The organism is Segatella intestinalis (assembly GCF_029348455.1).
Classification (GTDB): domain Bacteria; phylum Bacteroidota; class Bacteroidia; order Bacteroidales; family Bacteroidaceae; genus Prevotella.
Map to the genome: position 1 here is coordinate 74,097 of NZ_JARJVV010000002.1, position 23,539 is coordinate 97,635.

The 23,539-nt window shown below is 47.2% G+C and carries 16 protein-coding genes and 1 tRNA gene; 9 read left to right on the forward strand and 8 right to left on the reverse strand.

The genetic code is table 11. The features are described 5' to 3' along the window. Nucleotides 1-70: 70 nt before the first annotated feature. The gene (locus P3T48_RS01440) at nt 71-1,462 is read right to left on the reverse strand and encodes a hypothetical protein (RefSeq protein WP_276505343.1); all 1,392 of its coding nucleotides are present in this window, start codon (nt 1,460-1,462) and stop codon (nt 71-73) included. Nucleotides 1,463-1,822: 360 nt separating this feature from the next. Here P3T48_RS01440 and P3T48_RS01445 point away from each other — a divergent pair, with 360 nt between their 5' ends. Further along, a complete protein-coding gene (locus P3T48_RS01445) occupies nt 1,823-6,019 on the forward strand; it encodes a hybrid sensor histidine kinase/response regulator transcription factor (protein WP_276505345.1) in 4,197 nt (1,398 codons plus the stop codon). A gap of 210 nt (nt 6,020-6,229) precedes the next feature. Here P3T48_RS01445 and P3T48_RS01450 read toward each other — a convergent pair whose 3' ends face one another. Then, the gene (locus tag P3T48_RS01450; protein WP_022253196.1) at nt 6,230-7,561 is read right to left on the reverse strand and encodes a glycoside hydrolase family 28 protein; all 1,332 of its coding nucleotides are present in this window, start codon (nt 7,559-7,561) and stop codon (nt 6,230-6,232) included. 169 nt (nt 7,562-7,730) lie between these two features. On the opposite strand from P3T48_RS01450, the gene rnhB reads away from it, so the two are divergent. After that, a complete protein-coding gene (rnhB, locus tag P3T48_RS01455) occupies nt 7,731-8,339 on the forward strand; it encodes a ribonuclease HII (RefSeq protein WP_276505346.1) in 609 nt (202 codons plus the stop codon). Nucleotides 8,340-8,360: 21 nt separating this feature from the next. Here the strand turns inward: rnhB and P3T48_RS01460 are convergent, their stop codons facing one another. Next, entirely contained in the window at nt 8,361-8,708 is a 348-nt protein-coding gene (locus P3T48_RS01460) for a hypothetical protein (protein ID WP_217757052.1), read from the reverse strand. 210 nt (nt 8,709-8,918) lie between these two features. Between P3T48_RS01460 and P3T48_RS01465 the strand changes: the two genes are divergently transcribed. Beyond that, entirely contained in the window at nt 8,919-9,854 is a 936-nt protein-coding gene (locus tag P3T48_RS01465) for a helix-turn-helix transcriptional regulator (RefSeq protein ID WP_276505347.1), read from the forward strand. Between the two features lie 312 nt (nt 9,855-10,166). Here P3T48_RS01465 and P3T48_RS01470 read toward each other — a convergent pair whose 3' ends face one another. Further along, nucleotides 10,167-11,039: an AraC family transcriptional regulator gene (locus P3T48_RS01470; RefSeq protein WP_276505348.1), complete on the reverse strand. Its 873-nt coding sequence runs from the start codon at nt 11,037-11,039 to the stop codon at nt 10,167-10,169. A 156-nt stretch (nt 11,040-11,195) separates the two neighbouring features. On the opposite strand from P3T48_RS01470, the gene P3T48_RS01475 reads away from it, so the two are divergent. Genes P3T48_RS01475 through P3T48_RS01485 form a run of 3 tightly spaced genes read left to right on the forward strand, consistent with a single transcriptional unit; the run spans nt 11,196 to nt 15,142 of the window. Continuing rightward, nucleotides 11,196-12,530 (forward strand): TolC family protein, encoded by a 1,335-nt coding sequence (locus P3T48_RS01475; protein ID WP_276505349.1) that lies wholly within the window; start codon nt 11,196-11,198, stop codon nt 12,528-12,530. A gap of 33 nt (nt 12,531-12,563) precedes the next feature. After that, the gene (locus tag P3T48_RS01480) at nt 12,564-13,604 is read left to right on the forward strand and encodes an HlyD family secretion protein (protein ID WP_276505350.1); all 1,041 of its coding nucleotides are present in this window, start codon (nt 12,564-12,566) and stop codon (nt 13,602-13,604) included. After that, nucleotides 13,604-15,142: an MFS transporter gene (locus P3T48_RS01485; protein ID WP_276505351.1), complete on the forward strand. Its 1,539-nt coding sequence runs from the start codon at nt 13,604-13,606 to the stop codon at nt 15,140-15,142. Before P3T48_RS01480 ends, P3T48_RS01485 begins: the two co-directional genes overlap by 1 nt. 284 nt (nt 15,143-15,426) lie before the next feature. Here the strand turns inward: P3T48_RS01485 and P3T48_RS01490 are convergent, their stop codons facing one another. Continuing rightward, nucleotides 15,427-17,001, reverse strand: coding sequence for a glycoside hydrolase family 28 protein (locus tag P3T48_RS01490; protein ID WP_276505352.1), 1,575 nt, complete (start codon nt 16,999-17,001; stop codon nt 15,427-15,429). 396 nt (nt 17,002-17,397) lie between these two features. On the opposite strand from P3T48_RS01490, the gene P3T48_RS01495 reads away from it, so the two are divergent. Next, nucleotides 17,398-19,992 carry a C10 family peptidase gene (locus P3T48_RS01495; RefSeq protein WP_276505353.1) on the forward strand — a complete coding sequence of 865 codons (2,595 nt, stop codon included), beginning with the start codon at nt 17,398-17,400 and terminating at the stop codon, nt 19,990-19,992. Nucleotides 19,993-20,108: 116 nt separating this feature from the next. Here P3T48_RS01495 and P3T48_RS01500 read toward each other — a convergent pair. Continuing rightward, nucleotides 20,109-20,190: transfer RNA gene (locus P3T48_RS01500), tRNA-Leu, on the reverse strand. Nucleotides 20,191-20,401: 211 nt separating this feature from the next. On the opposite strand from P3T48_RS01500, the gene P3T48_RS01505 reads away from it, so the two are divergent. Continuing rightward, a complete protein-coding gene (locus P3T48_RS01505; protein ID WP_276505354.1) occupies nt 20,402-21,493 on the forward strand; it encodes a mannose-1-phosphate guanylyltransferase in 1,092 nt (363 codons plus the stop codon). 105 nt (nt 21,494-21,598) lie between these two features. Here P3T48_RS01505 and P3T48_RS01510 read toward each other — a convergent pair whose 3' ends face one another. Further along, a complete protein-coding gene (locus P3T48_RS01510) occupies nt 21,599-22,000 on the reverse strand; it encodes an HIT family protein (RefSeq protein WP_217757048.1) in 402 nt (133 codons plus the stop codon). Between the two features lie 162 nt (nt 22,001-22,162). Next, on the reverse strand, nt 22,163-22,630 hold the full coding sequence (greA, locus tag P3T48_RS01515) for a transcription elongation factor GreA (protein WP_158464125.1): 468 nt from the start codon (nt 22,628-22,630) through the stop codon (nt 22,163-22,165). Between the two features lie 378 nt (nt 22,631-23,008). Between greA and P3T48_RS01520 the strand changes: the two genes are divergently transcribed. Further along, nucleotides 23,009-23,476, forward strand: a complete 468-nt coding sequence (locus tag P3T48_RS01520) for a nucleoside deaminase (RefSeq protein WP_276505355.1) — start codon at nt 23,009-23,011, stop codon at nt 23,474-23,476. The last annotated feature ends 63 nt before the right edge of the window (nt 23,477-23,539 follow it).

Here is a 23,539-nt window from a genome sequence, read left to right on the forward strand (position 1 = left end):
AGAATTATTTTTAGTAAAAAAGGGACGAACTCGCGATGAGCTCGTCCCTTTTCGTATGGTATGAATGGGGTTATTTCAGCAGGTTGAAAAGACCTTTGCCCTTGTTGAGCAGGTTCTTCATCTTTTCTTTTGAGTTTTTCTTTTCCGTCTTGTCCGATGAGTCGCTGTCGTCTGTTTCCTTCTTCTTTACCTTCTTTTCCTTGGGCGACGAAGCTCTTTTGCCTGTCAGTGCCGGCAGTTTACCTACTTTGGCCTTGTCGCCTCTGAAGGCATCGCCTCCCCATACGGCACGTATGGGATAGCCGTCGCTTGGGATATCAGCGCCGTCGGGATCTTCGTTGCATTCGTAGGTGTACTGCATGAACAGCCATTCTTTGGTCTGGGTGTTGCAGCTGTAGCTGCTGCCCCAGGTGATGTTGAACATGTGGGTTATTCGGGTTGAGTTGGCTGTCATGTAGTCAGCGAAAATGCCCTTGTTGGCATTTACTGTGCCGTTTATATGTCCTGCATAGGGCAAGAAGATTGACTTGCCGTTCTTCAGACTGGTATAGAGTGTGCCCTTTACACCGTTTATCTTCACATACTTTGCGTAGCAGTTCTCGCGCAGTTCCTTGCACTGCAGTCGGGTAGGGATTTGCCATTCGCCTCCCATGTTCTGGCGTGCTGCGTCGTATTCTGGCTTTAGGCGTTGTCTCATGGCTGTCGATATGGCATACTTGTTGTCCTCCTCCTCGAACGATTGTATATTGTATGGGTTGGTGTAGGTGTAGGCACCATAACCGATGAACGACTCACGGTCATATTTGGGCTTTGTCTTGGTCTCACCGTAGGCATAGTAGTTGCCGTATGCCTCGGGCTTGGCTGCGCCCACGTTGCACGTAGCCCACTTGGTTCCGCTTGGCAGTGCCAGATCTACGTATCCATATCCGGCATGCTTGTCGTCGGCTGCACTCAACTTGGTGTTTGCTTCTATCGGGTTGCGCTCGCCCGGCAGTGTGATCAACATCTCGCAAATCAATGGGCGTCCAGAGCCAAGGGTTATCTTTGCCTTCTTTCCGTTGATGGTTGCCTTCACCATGCTGTCATCTACGGTAAACTCCTTGTTGTTCTTGTAATTGAACAGTATGTTGGTATAGTTGGTCAGGTGGATGCGCAGCACGTATTTCCTGCCCGACTCGAACACGAAGCCGGCATTGGGAGTCTCACGGTTGCCGTCGGTGTCGAACTGCAAGTAGCGTCCGCCGCCATTGCATTCTATCTTTCCCTCGCCCAGCATATTCTCGGAGCCGAAGGCGTCGGTGGTGATGGATGTGACCTTGGTGCCGTCTCCGATGTCGGCTCCTACCTGTGGCAACTCTACATTGATGTTGATGGCCTTGATACGTTTCTGGGCCTGTGTTCCTAATGGCGCCAACAGCATGATGGCGACAATCATAGACAGTTTGGTTCTCATATTCTTCATGTTTATATGGTTAGTGATTGCAAATATACGCTAAAGCTGACAAACAGGCAAGAATATTGCGATAATTTTTTATCGCCCTGCCATAAAAATCTTTTCTTATAGAGACAAACTTCCGAGAAGTCTGCTTCCAACTGCTTCGCCTAACCTTTATTTAGTTAAATATAAGTCACAACTAATGAAATATAGCTTATATTTGACTAAATATAGATAGTGTCTCATGTTTAGGAGCAGTCTTCCATGGACTTTGTGATAGGCTTTCCATGGTTTTGTGGTAGGGTGAAGTGATTTTTGTGGTAGGGAGATGTGGTTTTTCCAAGTATTTGGCGTATCTTTGCACCGTGTTAAGAACTAATCAGAATAATGAGATACAGTAATTTCTTTATGGCGGCGGCTTTTGCCTTGCTCGCCAGTTCCTGCCATGATGGCGGACAGCGTGGCGTTGGCACGGAGCCTATGGCACAGATAGCGGCGGAGAAGCATGCCGAGATTCTTTCCCTTCCCATAGAGGTGAAGGCGAAGAGGGTAACCATTCAGGAAGGATTGCCCTCTAATGTCGTTAGCGATATGCAACAGGACCAGAAGGGCTTTCTGTGGTTTTCCACGTATAATGGACTTGCCCGCTACGACGGTAACGTGGTAACAACCTATTTTGACAGCGACAGTACTGGTGTCTCTGCTTTAATCGGTCGTACGAAGAAGGCTTTGGAGGATGTTACCTATAAGAAGTTGTGGGTGTATTCTTCTTCTGAGAGATTAACTTGCCTGAATATGGTGGACGGCAAGGAGGAGAAGTACTGTCAGGAAGTAGAGAAGCTTCATTTCACTAAGTGGAAGCTGGTCTGTGACGGAATGTTCTGGCTTTGGGGAGCCAAAGATGGAGCTATGTTGGTAGACTATCGCAGTGGTTCTTTCTTGACACGTAGGTTTGCCCAGGCAGAAATAGGTTCTTCCCAAGTCCCTCTGATAGACAGTCTGGACAAAGACAATGTGGTGCTTTGTACTACGGACAAGGTTTTCCTTTATTCTGAAGGTCGCCTGTCCTGCATGGCCAAGGGCATGAGAATGTCGCGTACGCGCCCCTTCCATCATAAGATGCTGATGGTTTCGGAGAAGGGCGATGTCTATGTCCTTCGACAAGGCAAGCTGCAGCGATTTTCCCATGTAGCCTATGTTGACGGTGAGGTAGCCACCGGCGATTTGCTCTTGGGCAACAGATGGATACTTTTTACCAACCGCCGCTCTTTCTCTATCGATGTGCGTACGGGAGAGGTTGCGGAATGTGAGGGCGAATGGCTTATCCCCAATGGCAGGGTGTTGACTGACAACAAAGGCAGAAAGTGGATATACAACAAGACGGGCGTGCTGCGCTTGGTAAGACAGGACAAGCTCGTACCCCTGATTCTCTTTCCACAGCAAACCACCAATTATATCGACCATGAGCGATTTCATATCGTAGAGGACAATCATGGACTCATCTGGATTTCCACCTATGGCAAGGGACTTTTTGTGTTCAATCAGGACCTGACCCAAAGCCAGCATTTCGTGGCAGACAAGTTGGGAGAGTCGCCTATAGCCTCCAACTATCTTCTCGGCATTATTGCCGACCGTCACGATGGAGTGTGGGTAAGCTCAGAATACGGAGGCGTGTCGCACATCCAGGTGATGGACAAGGGAGTGGAACGCATTTATCCTAATGGAGAGGGCAATATGGACTTTTCGAATGTCGTTCGAATGGTGAAGAAAATGAATGACGGCACAGTCATGGTGGGCACCCGTGCGGGAAGTCTTTACCACTATAGTGCCGACATGAGCCAGGTGTTGGGCAAGAGCCACTTCGACTCGAATGTTTATGGTATAGTCCAGATGCCTAATGGTGAAACCTGGATAGGCACCCGTGGCAAGGGAATCTATGGAGCAAAAGGACTCGACTTTAAGGACAGGAACGTGTTCTGTATGGCTTCCGATGCCAAGCATCGCATGTGGATAGGAACCTTTGGCAAGGGATTGAGCCTTGTCTATCCACGTAAGGATGGCTATGGTGTGAAGACATTCTTTGCCGACAGCGTGGGGCTCAACGAGGTGAGATGCATGGTGATAGACAAGCATGGCGTGCTTTGGTGCGGAACATCGGGAGGTCTTATCCGTATTCCTGTCGATGAGTTTGTGAAGGATGCCAGCCGATATAAGACCTATGTGCGTGATTATGAAATACGCGATCTACTTGTTGACAGACAGGGACGACTGTGGCTCTCAGCATCGGGTGATGGACTGGTACAGGTAGAGCCGGGTGATGGTGAGACAGAGCCTAAGTTCCACGTCTTCAATACCTCTAATGGACTGGTCAACAATTTGGTTCAGTCGGTGGTGGACACACCTGATGGCAATCTTTGGATTTCTACCCAGCAGGGAGTGACAGCCTGGAATGCCCGCAAGAAGTCGTTTGAAAACTATATGTTCTCACGCAACCCTATGGGCAATGTATATAATGAGAACTCGGCAGTATGTCTTGATGACGGCAGAGTGGTGCTGGGTGGCAACTATGGTCTTACCATCATTCAGCCTTCACGTTTGAGCCATGTCAGCGGGCTCACCGATGTCGTCTTCACCTCTTATCCTTATTCGGATGAGATAACGCTGACCTATGAGCAGCGTTCGCCCAACATACATTTCTCTACGCTCGACTATTCCGATGTGCGCAATGTGAAGTACACCTACCGTCTGGAAGGCTTCGACCAGGCATGGAGCCAACCTTCGTCCACGCCCTGGGCGGCTTATCAGAAACTGCCAGCTGGCAAGTATCTTCTGCATGTCAAGGCATGTACATCGGATGGCACCTGGGGTAAGGAGAGTACATTGGTTATTCGCATCAAGCCTCCTTTCTATCTTACGTCCTGGGCGATAATGATTTATGTGCTGCTTGTCCTGGGTGTCATCATCTTGGTGGTGAAGTTTGTGCACGACAAGAATGTGCTTCGCAACCGAATCCGTCTTGAGCAGGAACTCACTCGCTACAAGTTGGTTTTCTTCACCAATATAGCTCACGAGTTCCGTACTCCTCTCACCCTGATGCAAGGCTCGCTCGAGAAAGAAAAACGCATCATGAAAGCCAACCGCTGGCAGACAGAGTTGGAGAAGACGATACGGGTGATGGACAAGAGCGTGCAGCGCATGTTGCGACTCATCGACCAACTCTTGGAGTTCCGTAAGATGCAGGCAGGCAAGCTGAAGTTGTCCTTGCAGGAGACTGATGCCGTGATGTTTGTCAAGGGCATCTGCCGTATGTTCGACGATGCAGCCGAGTCGAAGGAGATAGCTTACAGTTTCGAGTCGTCGGAGCCGGCACATGCGATGTTCCTCGACCAGCAGATGATAGACAAGGTGGTGTTCAATCTTTTGTCCAACGCCTTCAAGTACACCCCTGCCAAGGGAACCATCTCTGTAAGCCTCTCTTTCACGGATGTGATGACCATCCGTGTGGCTGACACGGGAGTGGGCATTCCGCAGGAGAAGCGAGCGCAGCTCTTCAGCCGATTCATGCAGAGCAGTTATACGGGTGAGAGCTTTGGCATCGGACTCCATCTTACCCATGAACTTGTGAGGACGCATCATGGCGAGATAACTTATCAGGAGAACGAGGGCGGAGGTTCGGTCTTTGTGGTCACGATACCTCTGCAGAAAGACTGCTACGAGGCTTCCGACTTCTTGGTAAAGGACAGCCCTATCCTGAAGGCCGATTTGGCAAAGGAACGGGACGGACAGGAAGAAAAAACAACTGATGCTGTGCCTTCTGCACCATCTGCTCCGCTCAACCGTCGTACCATTCTTCTGATAGAAGACGACAACGATGTACGTGAGTTCCTGCTCTCTGAACTGGAGAGCTGTTTCGACCTGAAGGTGGCTTCGGATGGCAAGACGGGTATTGCCATGGCAAAGGAGTTGGATGTCGACTTGATAGTAAGCGACGTGATGATGCCTGGAATGAATGGCTTCGAGCTTACTAAACGTCTAAAGAACAGTTTTGAGACGAGTCATATCCCCATCATTCTCCTCACTGCCCTCAGTACTGACGAGAATGTGCTCGAAGGAACAGAGTCGGGAGCCGATGCTTACATTACCAAGCCGTTCAGCCCGCAGTTGCTCATGGCTCGCATTCTGCAGTTGCTCAACCAGCGTGAGATACTTCGTCAGAAGTTTGGCAAGGAGCCACAGGAGATTCGTTCTGCCATGCTCAGCAACGAGCAGGACAGCTTGTTTGTCAAGCGTCTTGACAGTATTGTCTATTCTCGCCTTGGCGAACAAGATCTTTCTGTCGACAAGGTGGCAGGACTGTTGCACTTGGGACGCACCATCTTCTATAAAAAGGTAAGGGGAACTACGGGTTATACACCTAATGAGTATATCCGTGTCATCCGACTGAGAAAAGCCGCCGAACTGTTGAAGGAGGGCGAGAAGAATGTGTCGGAGGTGGCTTATGCTGTAGGTTTCGACAATCCGTACTACTTCAGCAAGTGCTTCAAGGAGCAGTTTGGTATGCCGCCATCGCAGTACAGAAGTTAAGGGGGCTTCTTTGAGAATGTTTCTTTAGGAGATTTTCTTTAGGAGATTTTCTTCAGGAGTTAAAGGAGTTAAGGAGTTAAAGGAGTTAAGACAATAGCCTATTTGGATAAGACGCAGGACATTAGTCCCTTACCTCCAGAAATATACGTTACCCACTAAGCATTTGTCTTAACTCCTTAACTCCTTTAACTTCTTCTTTTTAAAAAAGAACTACTTGATGGCTTTACCATTAAGTTTTACTTTGTTGAGCTTGCAACTGCCCAATACCGATGTGTCCATAATTCCTACAGGGTCGGTGACATCGATGTTTTCGAATGAGAAACTACCCAAGTCGTAGTTTTCTGAAGGTATCATTGTGTAGAATTGTTTGGTGCTCTTCACCTTGATATTCTTCATCTTCACGTTGTTGATGACTGAACGGGGCATGTCGTCTCTGTCTTTCTTGTCGTAGAACTGGGTCCAAATACGGGTTCTGATGCCGAAGGTAACTACTCCTGTGCAGTTTTCTGCCAGTACATCCTCGTATCTCTGTGGTGTGTCTGGGCGCATCTTGAAGAGCAGAATGTTGCTGGTTCCGTTGAACTGGCAGTCTCTTATAATCACATTCTTAGCATCATAGCACTCGCTTCCGAAGGTGACACCTCCACCGGCTTTCTTGAAATAGCAGTTCTCTACGATGACGTTGCGGCAGGGAGCATTGGTGCTGTCCTTGTCTACGAAGGTTCCCTTGCCGCCTTTCAGACACACACCGTCATCGTTCACGTTTACCCAACAGCCTCTTATCAGCATATCCTCGCATCCATCGATGTCTATGGCGTCGGTGCTTGGACCTTTGGGGTAGCCACTTGTGGGTGCGTAGATATACAGGTTGAGGTATTTCACGCGCTTGCACTTGTACAGATGGTTGGTCCAGAAACCAGAGTTCACCATTCTGATGCCGCTTACCTTCACGTCGTTGGAGTTGGAGATGTAGACCAGTCTTGGGCGGAGAGCCTCCAAGTTGGTACACTTCTTGATGACTTTTCGGCGCAGCCAGAACTCATCGTAGAATTTATGTCCGTTGCCGTTGAGGGTTCCCTTGCCTGCAATGGTGAAACCATCGTGATGATCGGCATTGATGAGTGCTGCAAAATAGTCTAAGGTCTGACCTTCCAGTCGAGTCTTCACTATCTGATAATGGGTGATGGCATCGCTTCCTTTCAGTGTGGCGTTCTCTTCCAAATACAGGTTGCAGCCTGGTTTGAAGAATAGTGAGCCTGTAAGATAAGTGCCTGCAGGTACCACGATGACTCCGCCACCATTGGCATGACAGCGGTCTATGACTTCCTGAATCTTCTGGGTCTGAATGATGGTTGAGTCATTTACCACTCCATAATCGGTAATGATGTAGGGCTTGCCCATGTCCTTCAGTTCCACACCAGTGGTGTCGGCAAACCATGAAGAGATAGGTGTGCCGTCGGGGAAAGTGCTCGTCTGCTTCTTGGCTGAGCAACCAAGCGAGATAGCGATAGCTGATAAAAGAATGCAAATCGTTTGTTTCATAATGGGTTTTGATTAGTTTTGATGCAAAGTTACTGATCCCATCGCTTTATTATCCTATAGTTTCATACGTAATCCTTAAAAATCATCCATCAAGATTTGCATGAGTCGGATATTTGTACTACTTTTGCATCAAATAGTTTTTATTATTCAGTAAAACACCATTTAGAAGATGTTGGAAAGTCATTATTATAAGGACCTTATAGAGGCCGGCTGCGATGAGGCTGGTCGTGGTTGTCTGGCTGGCAGTGTCTATGCGGCAGCTGTCATTCTGCCTCCTGGTTATCAGAATGAAGCACTCAACGACAGCAAGCAGCTTACAGACAAGAGGCGCAAGGCTCTTCGCGTGCAGATAGAGCGTGATGCCGTGGCATGGGCTGTAGGAATCGTTACTCCCGAGGAGATAGATAAGATCAATATCCTCAATGCCAGTATCTTGGCGATGCACAGGGCACTCGATCAGCTCAAGGTTCGTCCAGAGACTATTATTGTGGATGGCAATCGTTTCAAGCCATACCATGATCTGCCTCATACCACGATAGTGAAAGGCGATGGCAAGTATATGGCGATAGCTGCAGCAAGCATTCTGGCCAAGACCTATCGTGACGACTATATGGATGCCCTTGCCGAGGAATATCCTCAGTACGACTGGAAGAGCAACAAGGGTTATCCCACCAAGAAGCACCGGGCAGCCATCAGGGAGTATGGGGTTACGCCTTATCACCGCATGAGCTACAATCTCTTGGGTTCGGGCGAACTTTCACTTGAGTTCAAGGATTAAGTGACGGTTAATGAAATCAATTTATATTTCCTCTTGAAAACTCTTCTTGCACAGATGCAGGCAGAAGGCGAAACTGCCCAAGAAAGCGGCTCTTAATGCCAGATTGATGTCGGCAGGCAGGATGCCCAGTACGAATGTAAACTGGGTGGCGATGAGGAGGAGGGTCTGCTTCATGCTCACTTCCTTTTCCATGATGATGGAATAGTAGCTTTGCAGCCATTCTATGGGTTGTTTGCCGCTTTGCAGCAAACTCTTGATACTGCTTATCAGGTTCTTACTGCCGTCCACAACGCTCTTGCTTCCGTTGCTGATGCTGTTTACTACGAAGTTGATGTCGGCTGAAGTGCCCAATGTGATATTCTTTTCCATAATTCTTTATAGTTTTATAGTTTCCTTACTGTATGAAAGCCCTTTTACTGGTCTTTCTTTGTTTCTGAGGGCAAAATTAGGAGGCTTTTGTGCAATATATGTTCACTTTCTGAGTTCTTATGTTAAAAGTGAGTGGCTGTTAAGCTCTATTAACATAAAAAGCAGTCTTCAGCCTCTTGCCGACTCATCAACTTATCACATTCAGGCTTTATGCGACACGACAAACTGGAAAAAGAAATGAACCTGATGCTTCTCCTTACCGAGAACCATCGTTATGACGTGGATACTCTTTGCGAGCGTGCGGGCATTTCGCGACGTATGCTGTATTATTATTTGGAGAGTTTCCGCGACTGGGGCTTCAAGGTGGAGAAGAATGGCAGGATATACAGTCTTGACAGGGAGTCGCCATTCTTCAAGCATCTCTTCGAAACCATCAATTTCACCGAGGAGGAAGCCCTCACCATGCTCTCTATATTAAATAAGGTGGAAGACAATAATGCCATCGTGGAGCGACTGCGCCGCAAGTTGGATCGTTTCTATGACCTCAACATCCTTGCCAATCCTCAGTTGCGCGAGCAGGCTGCCCATCATGTCGGCGTGCTCTACGATGCCATCAAGCGTCATCGGCTTGTCAAGATAGAAGGTTATTCCTCGCCTCACAGCAAGAGTTGTACCGACCGGGTGGTGGAGCCTTTCCTTATGATGAACAACAATAATGATGTGCGCTGCTATGAACTTAGTTCCAAGATGAACAAGACGTTCAAGGTGTCGCGTATGGGCAATGTTATCCTGCTCGATCTGGAGTGGGGCAACGAGGCCAAGCATCGCCAGATGTTTACCGATCTCTTTATGTTTAGTGGTGATGAGCGGTTGCCTGTCAGGTTGAAACTCGACCGTCTGGCATATAGTCTGATGATTGAGGAATATCCCAAATCAGCCGAATTCATCGTTGAATTGCCCGATGAAACCGATAATAATGAAGGAAAAGCTCCCAAGTACTGGCTGTTGTCTATGGATGTGGCAAGCTACTTGGGTATTGCCCGTTTTGTCTTGGGACTGTACAGCCATATCGAGATTATCGACAGTCCTGATTTTCAAGATTTCATAAACGAAGAAATCAGGAAGATGTACCACCGCAGTCTTTAATGAAACAGGCCGATGGCTGGTTGCTGTCGGCTTTTTCCTGCAGTCAGGCTTTTATATTAGAAGTAGAAGTTTCGCAAGTTTTGCCCCACACGCCCTGAAGGGGCAGAAGCTCTTAGCCCAGGGCAGCGCCCTGGGTTATTACGGATGATAGCCTATCGCCCTGTAAGGGCAAAAGCTTTAAAACTCCTAACAATTTATAAGGCTTTTGCCCTTACAGGGCGCCTTGCCGATAGCCATTATACCCAGGGCGATGCCCTGGGCTAAGAGCTTTTGGGCCTTCAGCCCGTACATAAACCACTTGCGAAACTTGAGTTAGAAGTCTGTTCTGTCTTCCTGCTGGTTGGTTTTGTCGGCTGTCTGTTCTCTGATCTGTTGTGGTGTCTTTCCTGTATGTTTTTTAAAATAGCGGCAGAAGAAACTTGAGTCAGAGAAATGATATTCCCATGCTATTTCCTTGATGCTTTGCTGACTGCGATGCAACTGCATCTTGATTTGCAGTATGACATACTGGTCGATGATGGTCTTTGGGGTGTGTCCCGTCACCTGTCGCACGATGTTGGTGAGATATTTGGGCGTAATGTTCATCAGGTCGGCATAATAATTGACATCCCTTGATGCCTTGTAGTCTCTTTCCATCAGGTGCATGAAGTGGTTGAAGAGTTCTCTTACACGATAAGACTTGATTTCATCGGGGCGATATTGTGGATTTCGTAGCAGGTATTCGTTGAATCCTATGAAGAAAGCTTTCAGCTGACATAGCACCAACTGCGTAAGACAGGTGCATGCTGCTTGGTCGAAGTACACCCTGAGCAGGGCAAACATGTGGCTGATGATATTGGTGACGACAGGAGAGTCCTGTCTGCAGCGGTCCTCGCGCAAGGCAGAATAGACAGTTTGCTCTAACTGCAGACTTGCCTCACGCAGCAAGGAGGCGTTGTATTTCAGCATTTCCACCTCGAAGTCGTTCCCGTTATCCTTGGTCAGCAACACCACATCATTTGGGAAAATCGTTATCACAGCTCCTTCGTGCATTTCCCATTCCTTGAAGTTTACTTTCAGTCTTGCCTTTCCTTTTCTGCAAATCAGTATGCCGCCATAGGTGATTACCTGTGGTTCAAAGGTCCATTCGTCAAGTGTGGTAACGAAAAGTCGGGCTTCCTGTCGGCTGTCTAATTCATTAATCATTGGTTTTGTTCTCTTTTTGTTTGCAAAGATACGTATTTTATGAGAGATATAAGAAGAATTGTTCCCTAAAAGTCCATCCGTAGGGTAATATTTAAAACAGTCGTTAGCAGAAAACTCTGTACCTTTGCACCCAGATTTATAAAAGGTAAAATTCTGATGACAAGACAATTTATGTTTGTAGGCCTCCTTTTGCTGGGAGGTTGTCTGTGGGCGCATGCCCAGACAGGCGGTTCGGGACGTATTGGTCAAAGTGTTCCCATGACTGTAGGTCAGCTTTTCGAAAAGGTAGAGGATAACAGCAAGAGTCTGCGTGCCCAGAAGACGGGTGTAGCTGCAGCCAGTTTGGGTGTAGCTGCAGCCCGGAGCAAGCGTCTTCCTGATATTGATGCTTCGCTGTCGTTCAGTTATTTGGGTAACGTACTGATGACCGATCGTGATTTCTCCGATGTTCATGGACTTCATTCTCCACATTATGGCAACAGCTTTGCCATTGATGCCCAGCAAGTGGTTTATGCCGGTGGAGCCATCCATGCTGGCATTCGTCTTGCCGAATTGGGCAAGCAGCAGGCAGAAGTGGGCGTAAAACTTACCCGGCAGCAAGAACGTTTCATGGCGTTGGGGCAGTATTTAGACCTTTGCAAGATAGACAACCGTATCAAGGTGTACGAGAAAAATATCGAACTCACCGAACAGCTCATCGCTGATATCAAGGCTAAACAGAAGGAGGGAATGGCGCTGAAGAACGACATTACCCGCTATGAGTTGCAGATGCAGTCGCTCAGGCTGGGTCTTACGTCGCTTCGTAACAATCGCAGTATTCTGAACTATCAGCTTTGCAACACTTTGGGCTTGCCAGTATCGCAGACCATTGTTCCCGATGCAACCATAGCCGACAAAACCTATGCCCAGGATGGAGAAGGCTATTGGCAGGCAGAAAGTGCGATGAATTCGCCTGTTTTGGAGCAGAGCGTGCTGAATATACAGACAGCCAAGGCCAAGGAGAAACTTGCCAAGAGCGAACTCTTGCCCAAGGTGGCTTTTGTGGCAGCCAATCATTTTGACGGGCCTATCACCTTCGAACTTCCTCCCGTCGACAAGAATCTCAATGTATGGTACGTGGGCGTAGGGGTGAAGTATAGCCTTAGTTCGTTGTTCAAGAGCAATAAGCGCGTGAAGCAGGCTGCTGTGGAGACTCGTCAGATGCAGCAAACTCGTGACGTGCAGGCGGAACAGCTCAACAACAGGGTGCAGGCTGCCTATGTGCAGTATCAGCAAACCTATGTTGAGTTGGCAACGCAACAGAAGAGCGTGGAGCTGGCTTCGCAGAACTACGATGTGATGAATGCACGTTATCTCAGCCAGTTGGCGCTTGTTACCGATATGGTGGATGCTTCCAATCTCAAGCTCAATGCCGAGTTGCAAGAGGTAGATGCCCGTATCAATATCGTATATGCCTACTATCGTCTGCAATATGTTGCAGGTAAAATCTAACTTTTCATACAACACTTAATATTTTTAATAGTAATGAACAAGAAAATAATCAAGAGAATATATAATGTAGTGGTTGTGCTCTTCCTGTTAGGAGCTGTGGCCTGGTGTTTCAGTCATTTCGTGCATGGAGTCGATGTGGAGTATACCGATGATGCCCAGGTGTGTCGTCATATAACCCCCATCAATACCCGTGTGCCAGGATTTATCAAGGAGATCCGTTTTACCGATTTCCAGCATGTGCACAAGGGAGATACGCTTGTCATCATCGAGGATGCAGAATTTCGTTTGCAGGTGGCACAGGCTGAGGCAGGTCTTCGCGGTTCAAAGTCGGGCTCATCGGTGGTTACGGCAAGCATGGGTACTACGGTCAGCAATGTGCAGACTGCATCGGCAGGTATTGAGGAGGCACGTGTGGACATGCTGAATGCCAAAAAGGATTTCGACCGCTTTGCGGCTTTGATGAAGAAAGATGCTGTTACGCGTCAGCAATACGACAATGCCTATGCCCGATACTTGGGAGCCAAGGCACGCTATGAACAGGCCAACAGCCGTCGGCAGAGTGCTGCCTCGGTACGTAATGTGCAGACCCATCAGTTGGGTAGCTCGCGTGCTGGTGAGAGTGTGGCTGAAGCCCAGCTCAATCTTGCCCGTCTCAATCTTTCCTATACTGTCATTGTGGCTACCTGTGATGGTGTGATGGGCAGAAAAGACATTCATGTAGGGCAGTTGGTACAGCCCGGACAGATGTTGGCACGTATCGTGGATGATCACGATGTATGGGTAGTTGCCAACTATCGTGAGACCCAAATGGATGGCATCGAAGTAGACAAAACCGTCGAATTCACCGCCGATGCCATACCGGGAGTCGTCTTTCATGGCAAGGTGGAGGCTTTGTCGGCAGCGGCAGGTTCGGCTTATTCTATGATTCCTGTCGATAATGCCACGGGCAACTTTGTAAAGGTGGAGCAGCGTGTGCCCGTACGTATCGCTCTCGACAAGGATAACGACCCCAAGCAGGTGGCTTTGCTCCGTGCGGGATTAAATGTAGAAACTAAAGTGAAGAAATCATTATAATGCCAGGACCTCCAATGCTTCAGGGACCTTTCAGGGTTCCTTCTTTCAATGGCTACGTGCCTCGCAGGCTGCAGCCATGGATATATTTGCTCTTTGCCTTTGTCTTCCTCATGTCGGGAGGCATTTATGGTGGTGCCATGTCGCAGGTGATGGGAGAGTACAGTCTGATGCGTGAGGATGTGCTCATGATTGTCATGTTCAATGTGGTGGGCGTGGCTATGCCCTTTCCTTTCCTCTTTAGGTTGAAGTTCCGCTTTACCAATCGCAGGCTTCTGCTGAATGCAGCTTTGATGGTGGCAGCGTGCAACTTCCTCATCATGTTTACCGACTCGGTGCCGGTGATGTGTGTCCTGGCCTATATCGCGGGGTTCTTCAAACTGTGTGGATGCTTTGAGTGTATGTCTACCATTCAGTTGTGGATGACCTCGAAGCGCGACTTTACTATTTTCTTCCCCTTGCTTTACTGTCTGGTGCTGGGAAATATGTCGCTTTCACCGTGGATAACTGAGCATCTTATCTGTATTTATCAGGACTGGCGCATCATCAACTGGACGATGACCGGTGCCTTGCTATGTGTGGCACTTGTGGTGTATGTCACCACTCACGACTTTCGTTTCATGAAGCCTCTGCCCTTCATCAGCGTCGATTACTTGGGTTGTCTGTTGTGGTCGGCATGGATGTTGGAGTTTATCTTCTTTTTCAATTATGGAGAATATTACAACTGGCTCGACAGTGACGTTCTGCGCAAGGATGTGCTACTCTTTGTCGTGACGGGCTACTTCTGTATTCAGCGCATGCGCCACATCCGTCATCCCTATATAGCTCCCGCGGCTTGGAAGTACAAGCGGCTTGTGCCCCTGCTTATCCTCTTTGCCTTTGTCGAGTGGATGGGCAGTACTCCCAAGGTGCTGCAGACGGCTTTTACGGGTGGTGTCTTGCACTTTGGTACATTCACCACCAATGTGCTCAACTTGGTGGAGTGGATGGGAGCCATCGCAGGCTGCCTTTTCTGCCTGTTCTGGTGCAAGGTGCTTCGACAGAAGTATACACGTCTTCTCACTTTGGGAGTTATGGCTATGGTGTGCTATCCTGTCATGATGTATTTTCTCATCGACCCGGGATTGCCCCTGCAGGCACTTTATCTGCCAACTTTCCTGCGTTCGTTTGGTAATGCCATCTTCTTCTGTATGCTCACCATTTATCTTGAGGAGCTGATGCCCTTCCAGCATTTCTTTATGGGACTTACCATGGCAGGAATCATACGCAATGGTCCTGTGTCGGCCATGTGCTCGGGCCTGTACAGTTTCGGTATTCGGCATCAGATGGCTGACAATATGGCTCGTGGCTTACCTTACGATGCCTCCAACCTGTTGATGATCAGCATACGCCAGCTGTACGGCATTACTTGTCTCATTGGCATAGCTGTGTTGCTCGTGTTTCTGCTATGGGATATCCAGCCAGTACGCAGTACACTCAAGAAGATGCCTGCATGGAATTTCGTGGGCAAGCTGGTGAGAAAGAGTTTGAAGGAAGGATAGATTTCTTCTTAGAGAACTTAAAAAGATGTTGCCAATAGACTTAAAATGTTTTTGTCTACTGATAAAAAAGTTTTTTGTCTATTGATAAATCTCCGTTCAAAGCCTTTGAACGGAGATTTTGTTGTGGTTTAACGATTTTTTTTCAATAGTGATATACGAAATTTGCGGTAAAAACGCAGCAAAATATCAGAATGTTTGCTGTGCTTTTACCGCAAAATGTTTTTGGGAGTTATTAAGTCTTTCCATATAGGCTTTTTGTCCTATATGGCAAGTCTTCGCAGTCTTTAGAAATCGAGGGTAACGCCCTTTTCGTCGATCTTCTTGTAGGTTTTGCTGTTTACACTCACGTTCTTCGAGTTCTTGGCATCGAAGGTATGAGTCTTTGCGGTTACCTTGATATTCTCGAGCTTCACGTTCTCAGTACGGTTGATTACGATGCCCTGTTCGGCATTGTTCACCTCCAAGTCCTTGATGCTGATGTTCTGAACAGGCATCTCGGGCAAACCGTTGAAGTATGCAGCACGGCGGGCTGTACGGCAGATGACATGGTCGATGTTGATGTTGCGGAAGCAAGGAGTAGTCTCGTCTACCTTGAACTTCTCCACCTTCTGCTGCTTAGCCTCGTCGCCATCGTTGAGAACCTCAACAGCCGACTTGCCTCCATAATAAAGGTCGAAGGTGATTACGTCGGTCTGAATGTCGAACATAGACATATTCTTGATGAAGATGTTCTCTACTACGCCGCCACGACCACGTGTGCTCTTGAAACGCAGACCTACATCGGTACCGAGGAACTGGCAGTTGGTAACCATCACGTTCTTCACACCACCGCTCATCTCACTACCTACAACGAATCCGCCATGACCCTTGAAGACTGTACATCCGTCTACGATGACGTTCTCGCAAGGAATGCCACGCTTTCTTCCGTCGGCATCTTTACCACTCTTGATGCAGATACCATCGTCGCCTACATCGAAAGTAGAATTGACGATGAGTGCGTTCTTGCATGACTCCAGGTCAAGACCGTCACCATTCTGTGCATACGCAGGGTTGCGTACCAGTACATCTTCAATGAGCACGTTCTCGCACATCAATGGATGGATGTTCCAGGCAGGAGAGTTCTGGAAGATAACGCCATTGAGCCAAACATTCTTGCAGTTTACCAAGCTTACCATGACAGGGCGGAGGAATCGCTTGATTTCGTTCCATCCCTCTTCTGATGTAGGTTCTGCAGGCACGTTCATGTTGGCGCTGTTGTCAGCCTTGAGAGCGCCTTCTGACGGGAACCAATAGTCCTTGCGCTTGTAGGCACCACCTCGTGAAGTGATGGCTTTCCACTGAGCGTCGGTTACCTTCTGCTTTTTCAGAGGGCGCCAGTACTCGCCATTACCGTCGATGGCTCCCTGACCAGTAATAGCCACGTTGGTAAGTCCGTTGCCCGAGATAGGAGACTGGCAACGGCGTGTGTCGAGACCCTCGAAAGATGTCTTGACGAAAGGATAGAGGGCATCATCGGGTGAGAAAAGGATAATGCCGCCCTTCTCGATGTGCAGGTTGATGTTGCTCTTCAATGTGATGGGGCCTGTAAACCATACGCCCTGTGGCACGATAAGCTTTCCTCCGCCTTTCTGGCTCAGGGCTTCGATAGCCTTGCTGAAAGCTTCGGTGCAAAGGGTAGAACCATCACCTACGGCTCCGAAATCCTTCAGGTTTACCTCGTTGGCAGGGAACTGAGGACGTGTCACCTTCTCCATCTGGAAAGGAAGGTTCTCATAGAGCGCGTCATACTTGTCGGTTTCGGCTGCCTGCATGCTCATTGCCAGCAAACAGGTGCAAACCAAGCTAAAAAGTTTCTTCATGAATAAATGGGGTTTTTAATAGAGTTATTAAATAGTTTTGTCTAATTGCTGCAAAAATACGGATAAAATCTCATATTTCCAAATCTATACTCATTTTTTTATATGTATTTCATGTTTTGCATGAGGGGAGTTAAAGGAGCTGTCACTCCGTTCAGTTTAACTTCCACGTAACTTCTCTAAACATTCCCATTTGCGAAAGTTGAGTCAAGAAGCTACGGTACAGCAGCTTTGAGAAAGGTGTCAAAACGTAAAAAAAGGAGCAAATGGTATGATTTTCTTGTCTTGAACATTTTTTAAGGCTCTAATACTTGTTTGTTTGTGAAAAATAAGCTATATTTGTGGCACAAATAAAAGATGAAATTTAAAACTATTCACTAACTAAATCATTGAATTTTTATGAAGAAGGACTTATTACTTTTATTGTCATTGATGCTGTTGTTGTCGGTTTCGGCAATAGCCGGTCCGCGTAGCTATCAGCAGGCTAAGGCGATAGCTCAACGTCAGGCAGCCATGCTTGGCATAGAGATGGATGCCGAGGTGGCGGCTTCAGCAAAGGCGGCTCCCCGCATGTCGGTTTCTTCTGCAGTGTCTCCTTCTGCCACATGCTATTATGTCTTTGCCAATGGCGAGGATAAAGGATTTACCATTGTGTCGGGTGACGACAGAATGCCGGAAGTGGTGGGCTACTCAGCTCAGGGCACTTACGACCCCGACCATTTGCCAGCCAACTATGTGGGCTTTATGAAGGCTTATCAGGAAACGGTAGAGGCATTGCTCAAGGGTGATGCTCAGGTGTCAGGAGGATTGGCTGAGGCTCGCCAATGGCGTGCCGAACGTGCCGGTACAGCTGCTGTTGCTCCTCTCTTGGGTGGTATCAAGTGGAACCAGATGGCACCTTATAATAATATGTGTCCCTCTTACAATGGTACCAATCGTGCCGTTACGGGCTGTGTGGCTACAGCCATGGCGCAGGTGATGATGTATTATCAGTATCCTAAGGAGTTGAAAGCTACTATTAAGGCTTATACTGCTAAAAGTTATGGAATTCAAATACCAGAAATATCTTCTGGTGCGACCTACGACTGGGACAATATGTTGCCTGATTATTCAAAGTCGGATTACAACTCTGCGCAAGCTGATGCTGTTGCCAAATTGATGTACCATTGTGGTGCTGCGGTGAAGATGAACTATGGTCCTTCGTCGGGAGCCAACGTCACACCAATCATCTTGGCGACTTATTTCGGCTATGACGCCGACTTGATGCAAGACCTTACCCGTACAGTCTTTACCTTGCAGCAATGGATGACGCTGATCGATAATGAGCTGAAGGCAAAGCGCCCCATTCTTTATAGCGGTCAGGCTTCGGATGGTGGTCATGAGTTTGTATGCGATGGAAGCGATGGCAACGGTCTTTATCACATCAACTGGGGATGGGGAGGCTATCAGGATGGTTACTTTGACCTGACGATACTTCAACCCATGAAGGGTGGTGCCGGCTCAGGCTCTGCTGTGGATGGCTACAATCGAGACTGCTCTATGATTATCGGTATAGCTCCCGATAATGGCAAGGTGGATGAGCCTCTTGCTTCATATCCGCAGATCATGTCGCTCAACTATAGTGGCAATTGTGGTATTACCTGGACTAAGACAACCCGTGCACATGTCTCAGAGAATTTCCAGGCAGAAGCCACAACCTGCTTTTCTAACCAGAGTACTTCTGCTTTTTCCGGTTATTTTGCCTATGGCATAAAGATGGCAAACGGAACCATAGCCCGTGTGTCTGACTATAATGGTCTGTGGAAATTGCCTGCAGTTAAGCCTGATGGAGGTACTTATGGTACTTATGGTCATAATCCAAAACTTACCATCAACTATCCTTTCCCTATGGGTATCAATGTGATTTATCCTATCTATAGTTCAGATACGAAGAATTGGCATATTTGTTCATTCTCTAACAACCAGCCTTTCATCATCAATGTTGATGCCACAACGCTGTCTCCTGTTACTACTCCTCTGGCAGCAACGGTAACAGCCGAAGATGGTCTTTACACCGGTATGACCAATCCGCTGACAGTTACCTTTACCAACAGTATGGATATGGAGTTCAATGGTTTGGTGAACATTTACACTAACACGAAGGACAATACCAAGCCCAGTTCGTCAGATTTCGACCTGTATATTACCATACCAGCTCGCGGTTCGGTGACGCGACAGATAGAGTTACCGGAAACATCTTCGTCTCAACAGTATCTGTGGATAACGGATGTAGCCAACAAGGATGAAGTCATCGTGAACGGTCAGCAGTTTACGTTGACGACGGCAGCGGCTCCTAATTTCACAGTCGTTTCTTCAGAGAGTAATGCTACTCCAGGTAAGTTTGGTGAAGGAATATGTTATAATGCAAAATGTAAATTGCCATTGGTTGAAGACGATAAACTCGTGGTAAGGTTTGGTGTAAGGAATACAGGTGGACCTGGCTATCTGGATTATTGCTTCGTGCCATATAATGCCGAAACCAATAAAGGTTGGATAGAGCCTAATAGGGCAAGGGCTGCAGGTAATGGAGCGATTACCTATGTGGAATATACTGTCACTCCAGATGAGGTGGGCAGTCATTCTATTCTTGTATATTTCAATTCATATGATTTTACAACAAAACAATATTCGGAATTTGCTAATTGTACCATAGGTAGACACTATTATGATATAGTTACAGGTAGTGGTCAGAAATGGATCAAGGGCAATGCTCTGATAGCCTATGTTACTGGCGTACCATCTTCCATATCTTCAGTGAAGACAGATGCCGGAACTTATGTACGAGGCGAAAAGGGAGCTGTGGTTATCAAGACAGATGCCAACAAGCGAGTGGGCATCTACCATATTGGAGGACAGAAAACAGTAGAAGTTCGCCTGACGGCAGGTCAGGAGCAGACTGTCGCCCTTCGTCCTGGCCTCTATATCGTAGATGGCATTAAGATAATGGTGAGATAATATTCTCTCTCAATTTATCGTACTGGCAGTAAGAATAAGTACACTTTTAGTACACCTTAAAAAGCAAAAAACGCTTGCAAGCGATTGGCTTACAAGCGTTTAATAATTTAATTCAGTACCCAGACCCGGGATCGAACCGGGATGGATTGCTCCACTGGTGTTTGAGACCAGCGCGTCTACCGATTCCGCCATCTGGGCTTTTGCGGTTGCAAAGGTACTAATAATTTTTGAACTGACAAACTTTTTTGCAGAAAAGTTTCTGAAAAGATGATTTTTCTTATACGAAAGGCTAAATAATTGTTTTATTTTGCCACTTCTGTCTTAAATTGTGGAAAAAAACTTGGTAGGTTCATAGATATTTCCTAATTTTACACGTGAATTAAAACAATATCATTATATAGTCTGCCAAATGACAAAAAACGATCATAACAATTATTGTATCATACTCGCCGGAGGAAAGGGTAGAAGACTGTGGCCCAGCAGCCGCAATGCTTATCCCAAACAGTTTCTTGATTTCTTCGGTGTGGGACGTACTCAGTTGCAGCAAACTTATGACAGGATGGCAAGGATTGTGCCAGCCGACCATATCTATATCAATACCAACGAGGAGTATGTGGAATTTGTAAGGCAGCAGCTGCCCGATGTTTCCTCCGAGCACATCTTGTCGGAACCCATTCATCGCAATACAGCTCCGAGTGTAGCATGGGCTGCGCATCGCATAGCCATGCAGAATCCTGAGGCTTGCATCGTGGCTACGCCATCCGATCAGGCTGTGTTCAACGAGGAGGCGTTCTGCAAGGATATGTTGGAGGGACTGCACTTTGTTGCCGACAACAGTTGCTTCCTCTCCATGGGTGTGAAACCTACCCGTCCTGAGCCTGGCTATGGATACATTCAGTTGGGCGATTCTGTGGGCGAAGGACTCTATAAGGTACAGTCGTTTACCGAGAAGCCTGAGCGCGACTTTGCCAAGATTTTCGTAGACAGTGGCGAGTTCTATTGGAACACCAGCCTGTTCCTCTTCAATGTGAAACATCTCTACAACAACTTTGGCCATCTTTTGCCATCTGTGCTTCGAGGTTACGACGAGAAGTATCCCGTCTTTAGTGTGGAGACCGAGAATGCCTATATGAAGGAGAACTTCCCTTCTTATCCCAATATCTCAATTGACTACGCCATCTTGGAGAAGTCGAATGACGTCTATGTGATGAAGTGCGACTTTGGCTGGGCTGACTTAGGCACGTGGCACAGCATCTACGAGGCAATGAAGAAAGGGGAGAACGACAATGTGGTGATAGACAGCGACGTGCTGATGGAGGACTGTCACAACAATATTGTCAAACTGCCGAAGGGTAAGTTAGCTGTATTGAATGGCCTTGATGGCTTCATCGTTGCCGAAAAAGACAACGTGCTCCTCGTCTGCCGCAAGGAAGACTCCTCTGCGTTGGTGCGCAAGTATGTCAACGAGGTACAAATTAAGAAAGGAGATGAGTTTATATAACTCTCATCCATTCGATAACATGATAACAGAAAGGGAAGTGAAGACGCATCTTCACTTCCCTTTTCCTTTGAGTAGCCACTCTTCCTAAGTTATCGAAGAGAAGAATTATAGTTTTTTGAATGCTTCGTATATCTTATTTGCGATTTCCTTGAACTCCTCTTCTGATAGCTTGAGATGTTCCTTGCGGAAGTTCACATCAGCCTCGCTGTTCATAGGGATGAGGTGGATATGGGCGTGAGGCACCTCGAGACCGAGAACCACCTGTGCCACTTTCTTGCAGGGGAAGGCAGCCTTGATGGCCTTAGCCACTTTCTTGGCGAAGACTTCAAATTCGGCCAGGTCCTGGTCTTCCATGTCGAAGATATAGTCAACTTCCTTTCTTGGAATCACCAATGTGTGACCTTTACCGATAGGGCTGATATCGAGGAACGCATAAAACTTGTCGCTTTCTGCACACTTGTAGCTGGGGATTTCACCGGCAGCAATCTTTGAGAAAATACTTGCCATAGTCTGTTTCGTTTTTATTGTTAATCAAAATCTGTCGTTGCAAAGCATGTGTCGTGCCACACACCGACATCTCTCATTCTCTGTATATATTTGTTTGGCTTACATATCATAAAAAAGGAACTGCCATAGGGGTTTGTCTGCCCTTATGATAGTTCCTTATTTTTACTCGAATGAAATTTTGTCGATGCGCAGTTTGATAGTGCCGCGTGGAATCTTGATTTCCACGATCTCGCCCACCTTCTTGTTGAGCAAGCCCTGTGCGATAGGAGTCTTGATAGAAATCTTGCCCTCCTTCAGGTTGGCCTCGCTCTCGCTCACGATGGTATAATTCATCTTTGCCTTGTTGGCCATATTGGTCATCTCCACCTTCGACATGATCTGCACACAGTCGGTGCTGAGCTGCTTGGTGTCGATGATCTTAGCCTCGGCAATGGTGAGCTTGATGCGGTTGATCTTGTCTTCCAAATGAGCCTGTGCCTCCTTGGCGGCATCATACTCTGAGTTCTCGCTCAGGTCACCCTTGTCTCTTGCCTCAGCAATTGCGGCTGATGCCTTAGGGCGCTCCACAGAAACGAGCTGTTTTAGTTCAGCTACGAGATTGTCGTAACCTTCTTGTGACATGTAAGCCATAATTTTTCTTATTGTTTATTATTATTAATAATGTGTTCTTAGAGATGGGGTAAAAAATAAAGAATCCCGGTGCCTGTATAGCATCGGAATCCCCAATCTTATATTCTCTATTTTTTATTTTCGTACCTATATCTGTTTGCAAAGATAGGACTTTATTTCTGAATCGCCAAATATTTTCGATGAAATTTCATAAAAGTGCGGACTTTTGTCTCTTTTACGCATTTGCCTAAGCATCAAACAGGTATAAAACTTGTGAAAAAGTCAGAAGTCCCTTATATTTATACTCCTAAGATGTGGTTTATTCGTTAAAAAGTTGTATATTTGTAACCCCGATTAAAAAAAATGGGATGAGAATGTATAACTAATAACTCGAACAACATGACAAAAGAACAACTGATGCAAAGAGCTATCCTCCTGTCAGAGAACAGCGTGCGCCATGGTGGTGGTCCTTTCGGAGCCGTCATTGCCAAGGATGGTGTTATCGTGGCTGAGGCCTCCAATAGTGTTACCATAGACCAAGACCCTACGGCTCATGCCGAAGTGAATGCCATCCGTATGGCTACCCGTGCCTTGCACACTTTCGATTTGAAGGGTTGTGAGATTTATACCTCTTGCGAGCCTTGCCCCATGTGTCTTGGCGCTATCTACTGGGCGCATCTCGACCGTATCTATTATGCCAACAATCGTCAGGATGCAGCGAAGATTGGTTTCGATGATGAGTTTATCTATGAGGAGATCGACCGCAAGATAGCAGATCGCCATAAGCCGATGATTGCCTTGATGCGCGATGAGGCTTTGGGTGCCTTCCGTATGTGGGAAGATAGTACCGAGAAGACAGAGTATTAAGAGCGCTATCTCCCTTTTATAAACGCTTTTATCCTTACGAGGTGCGAAGTCTGAAATATAAAC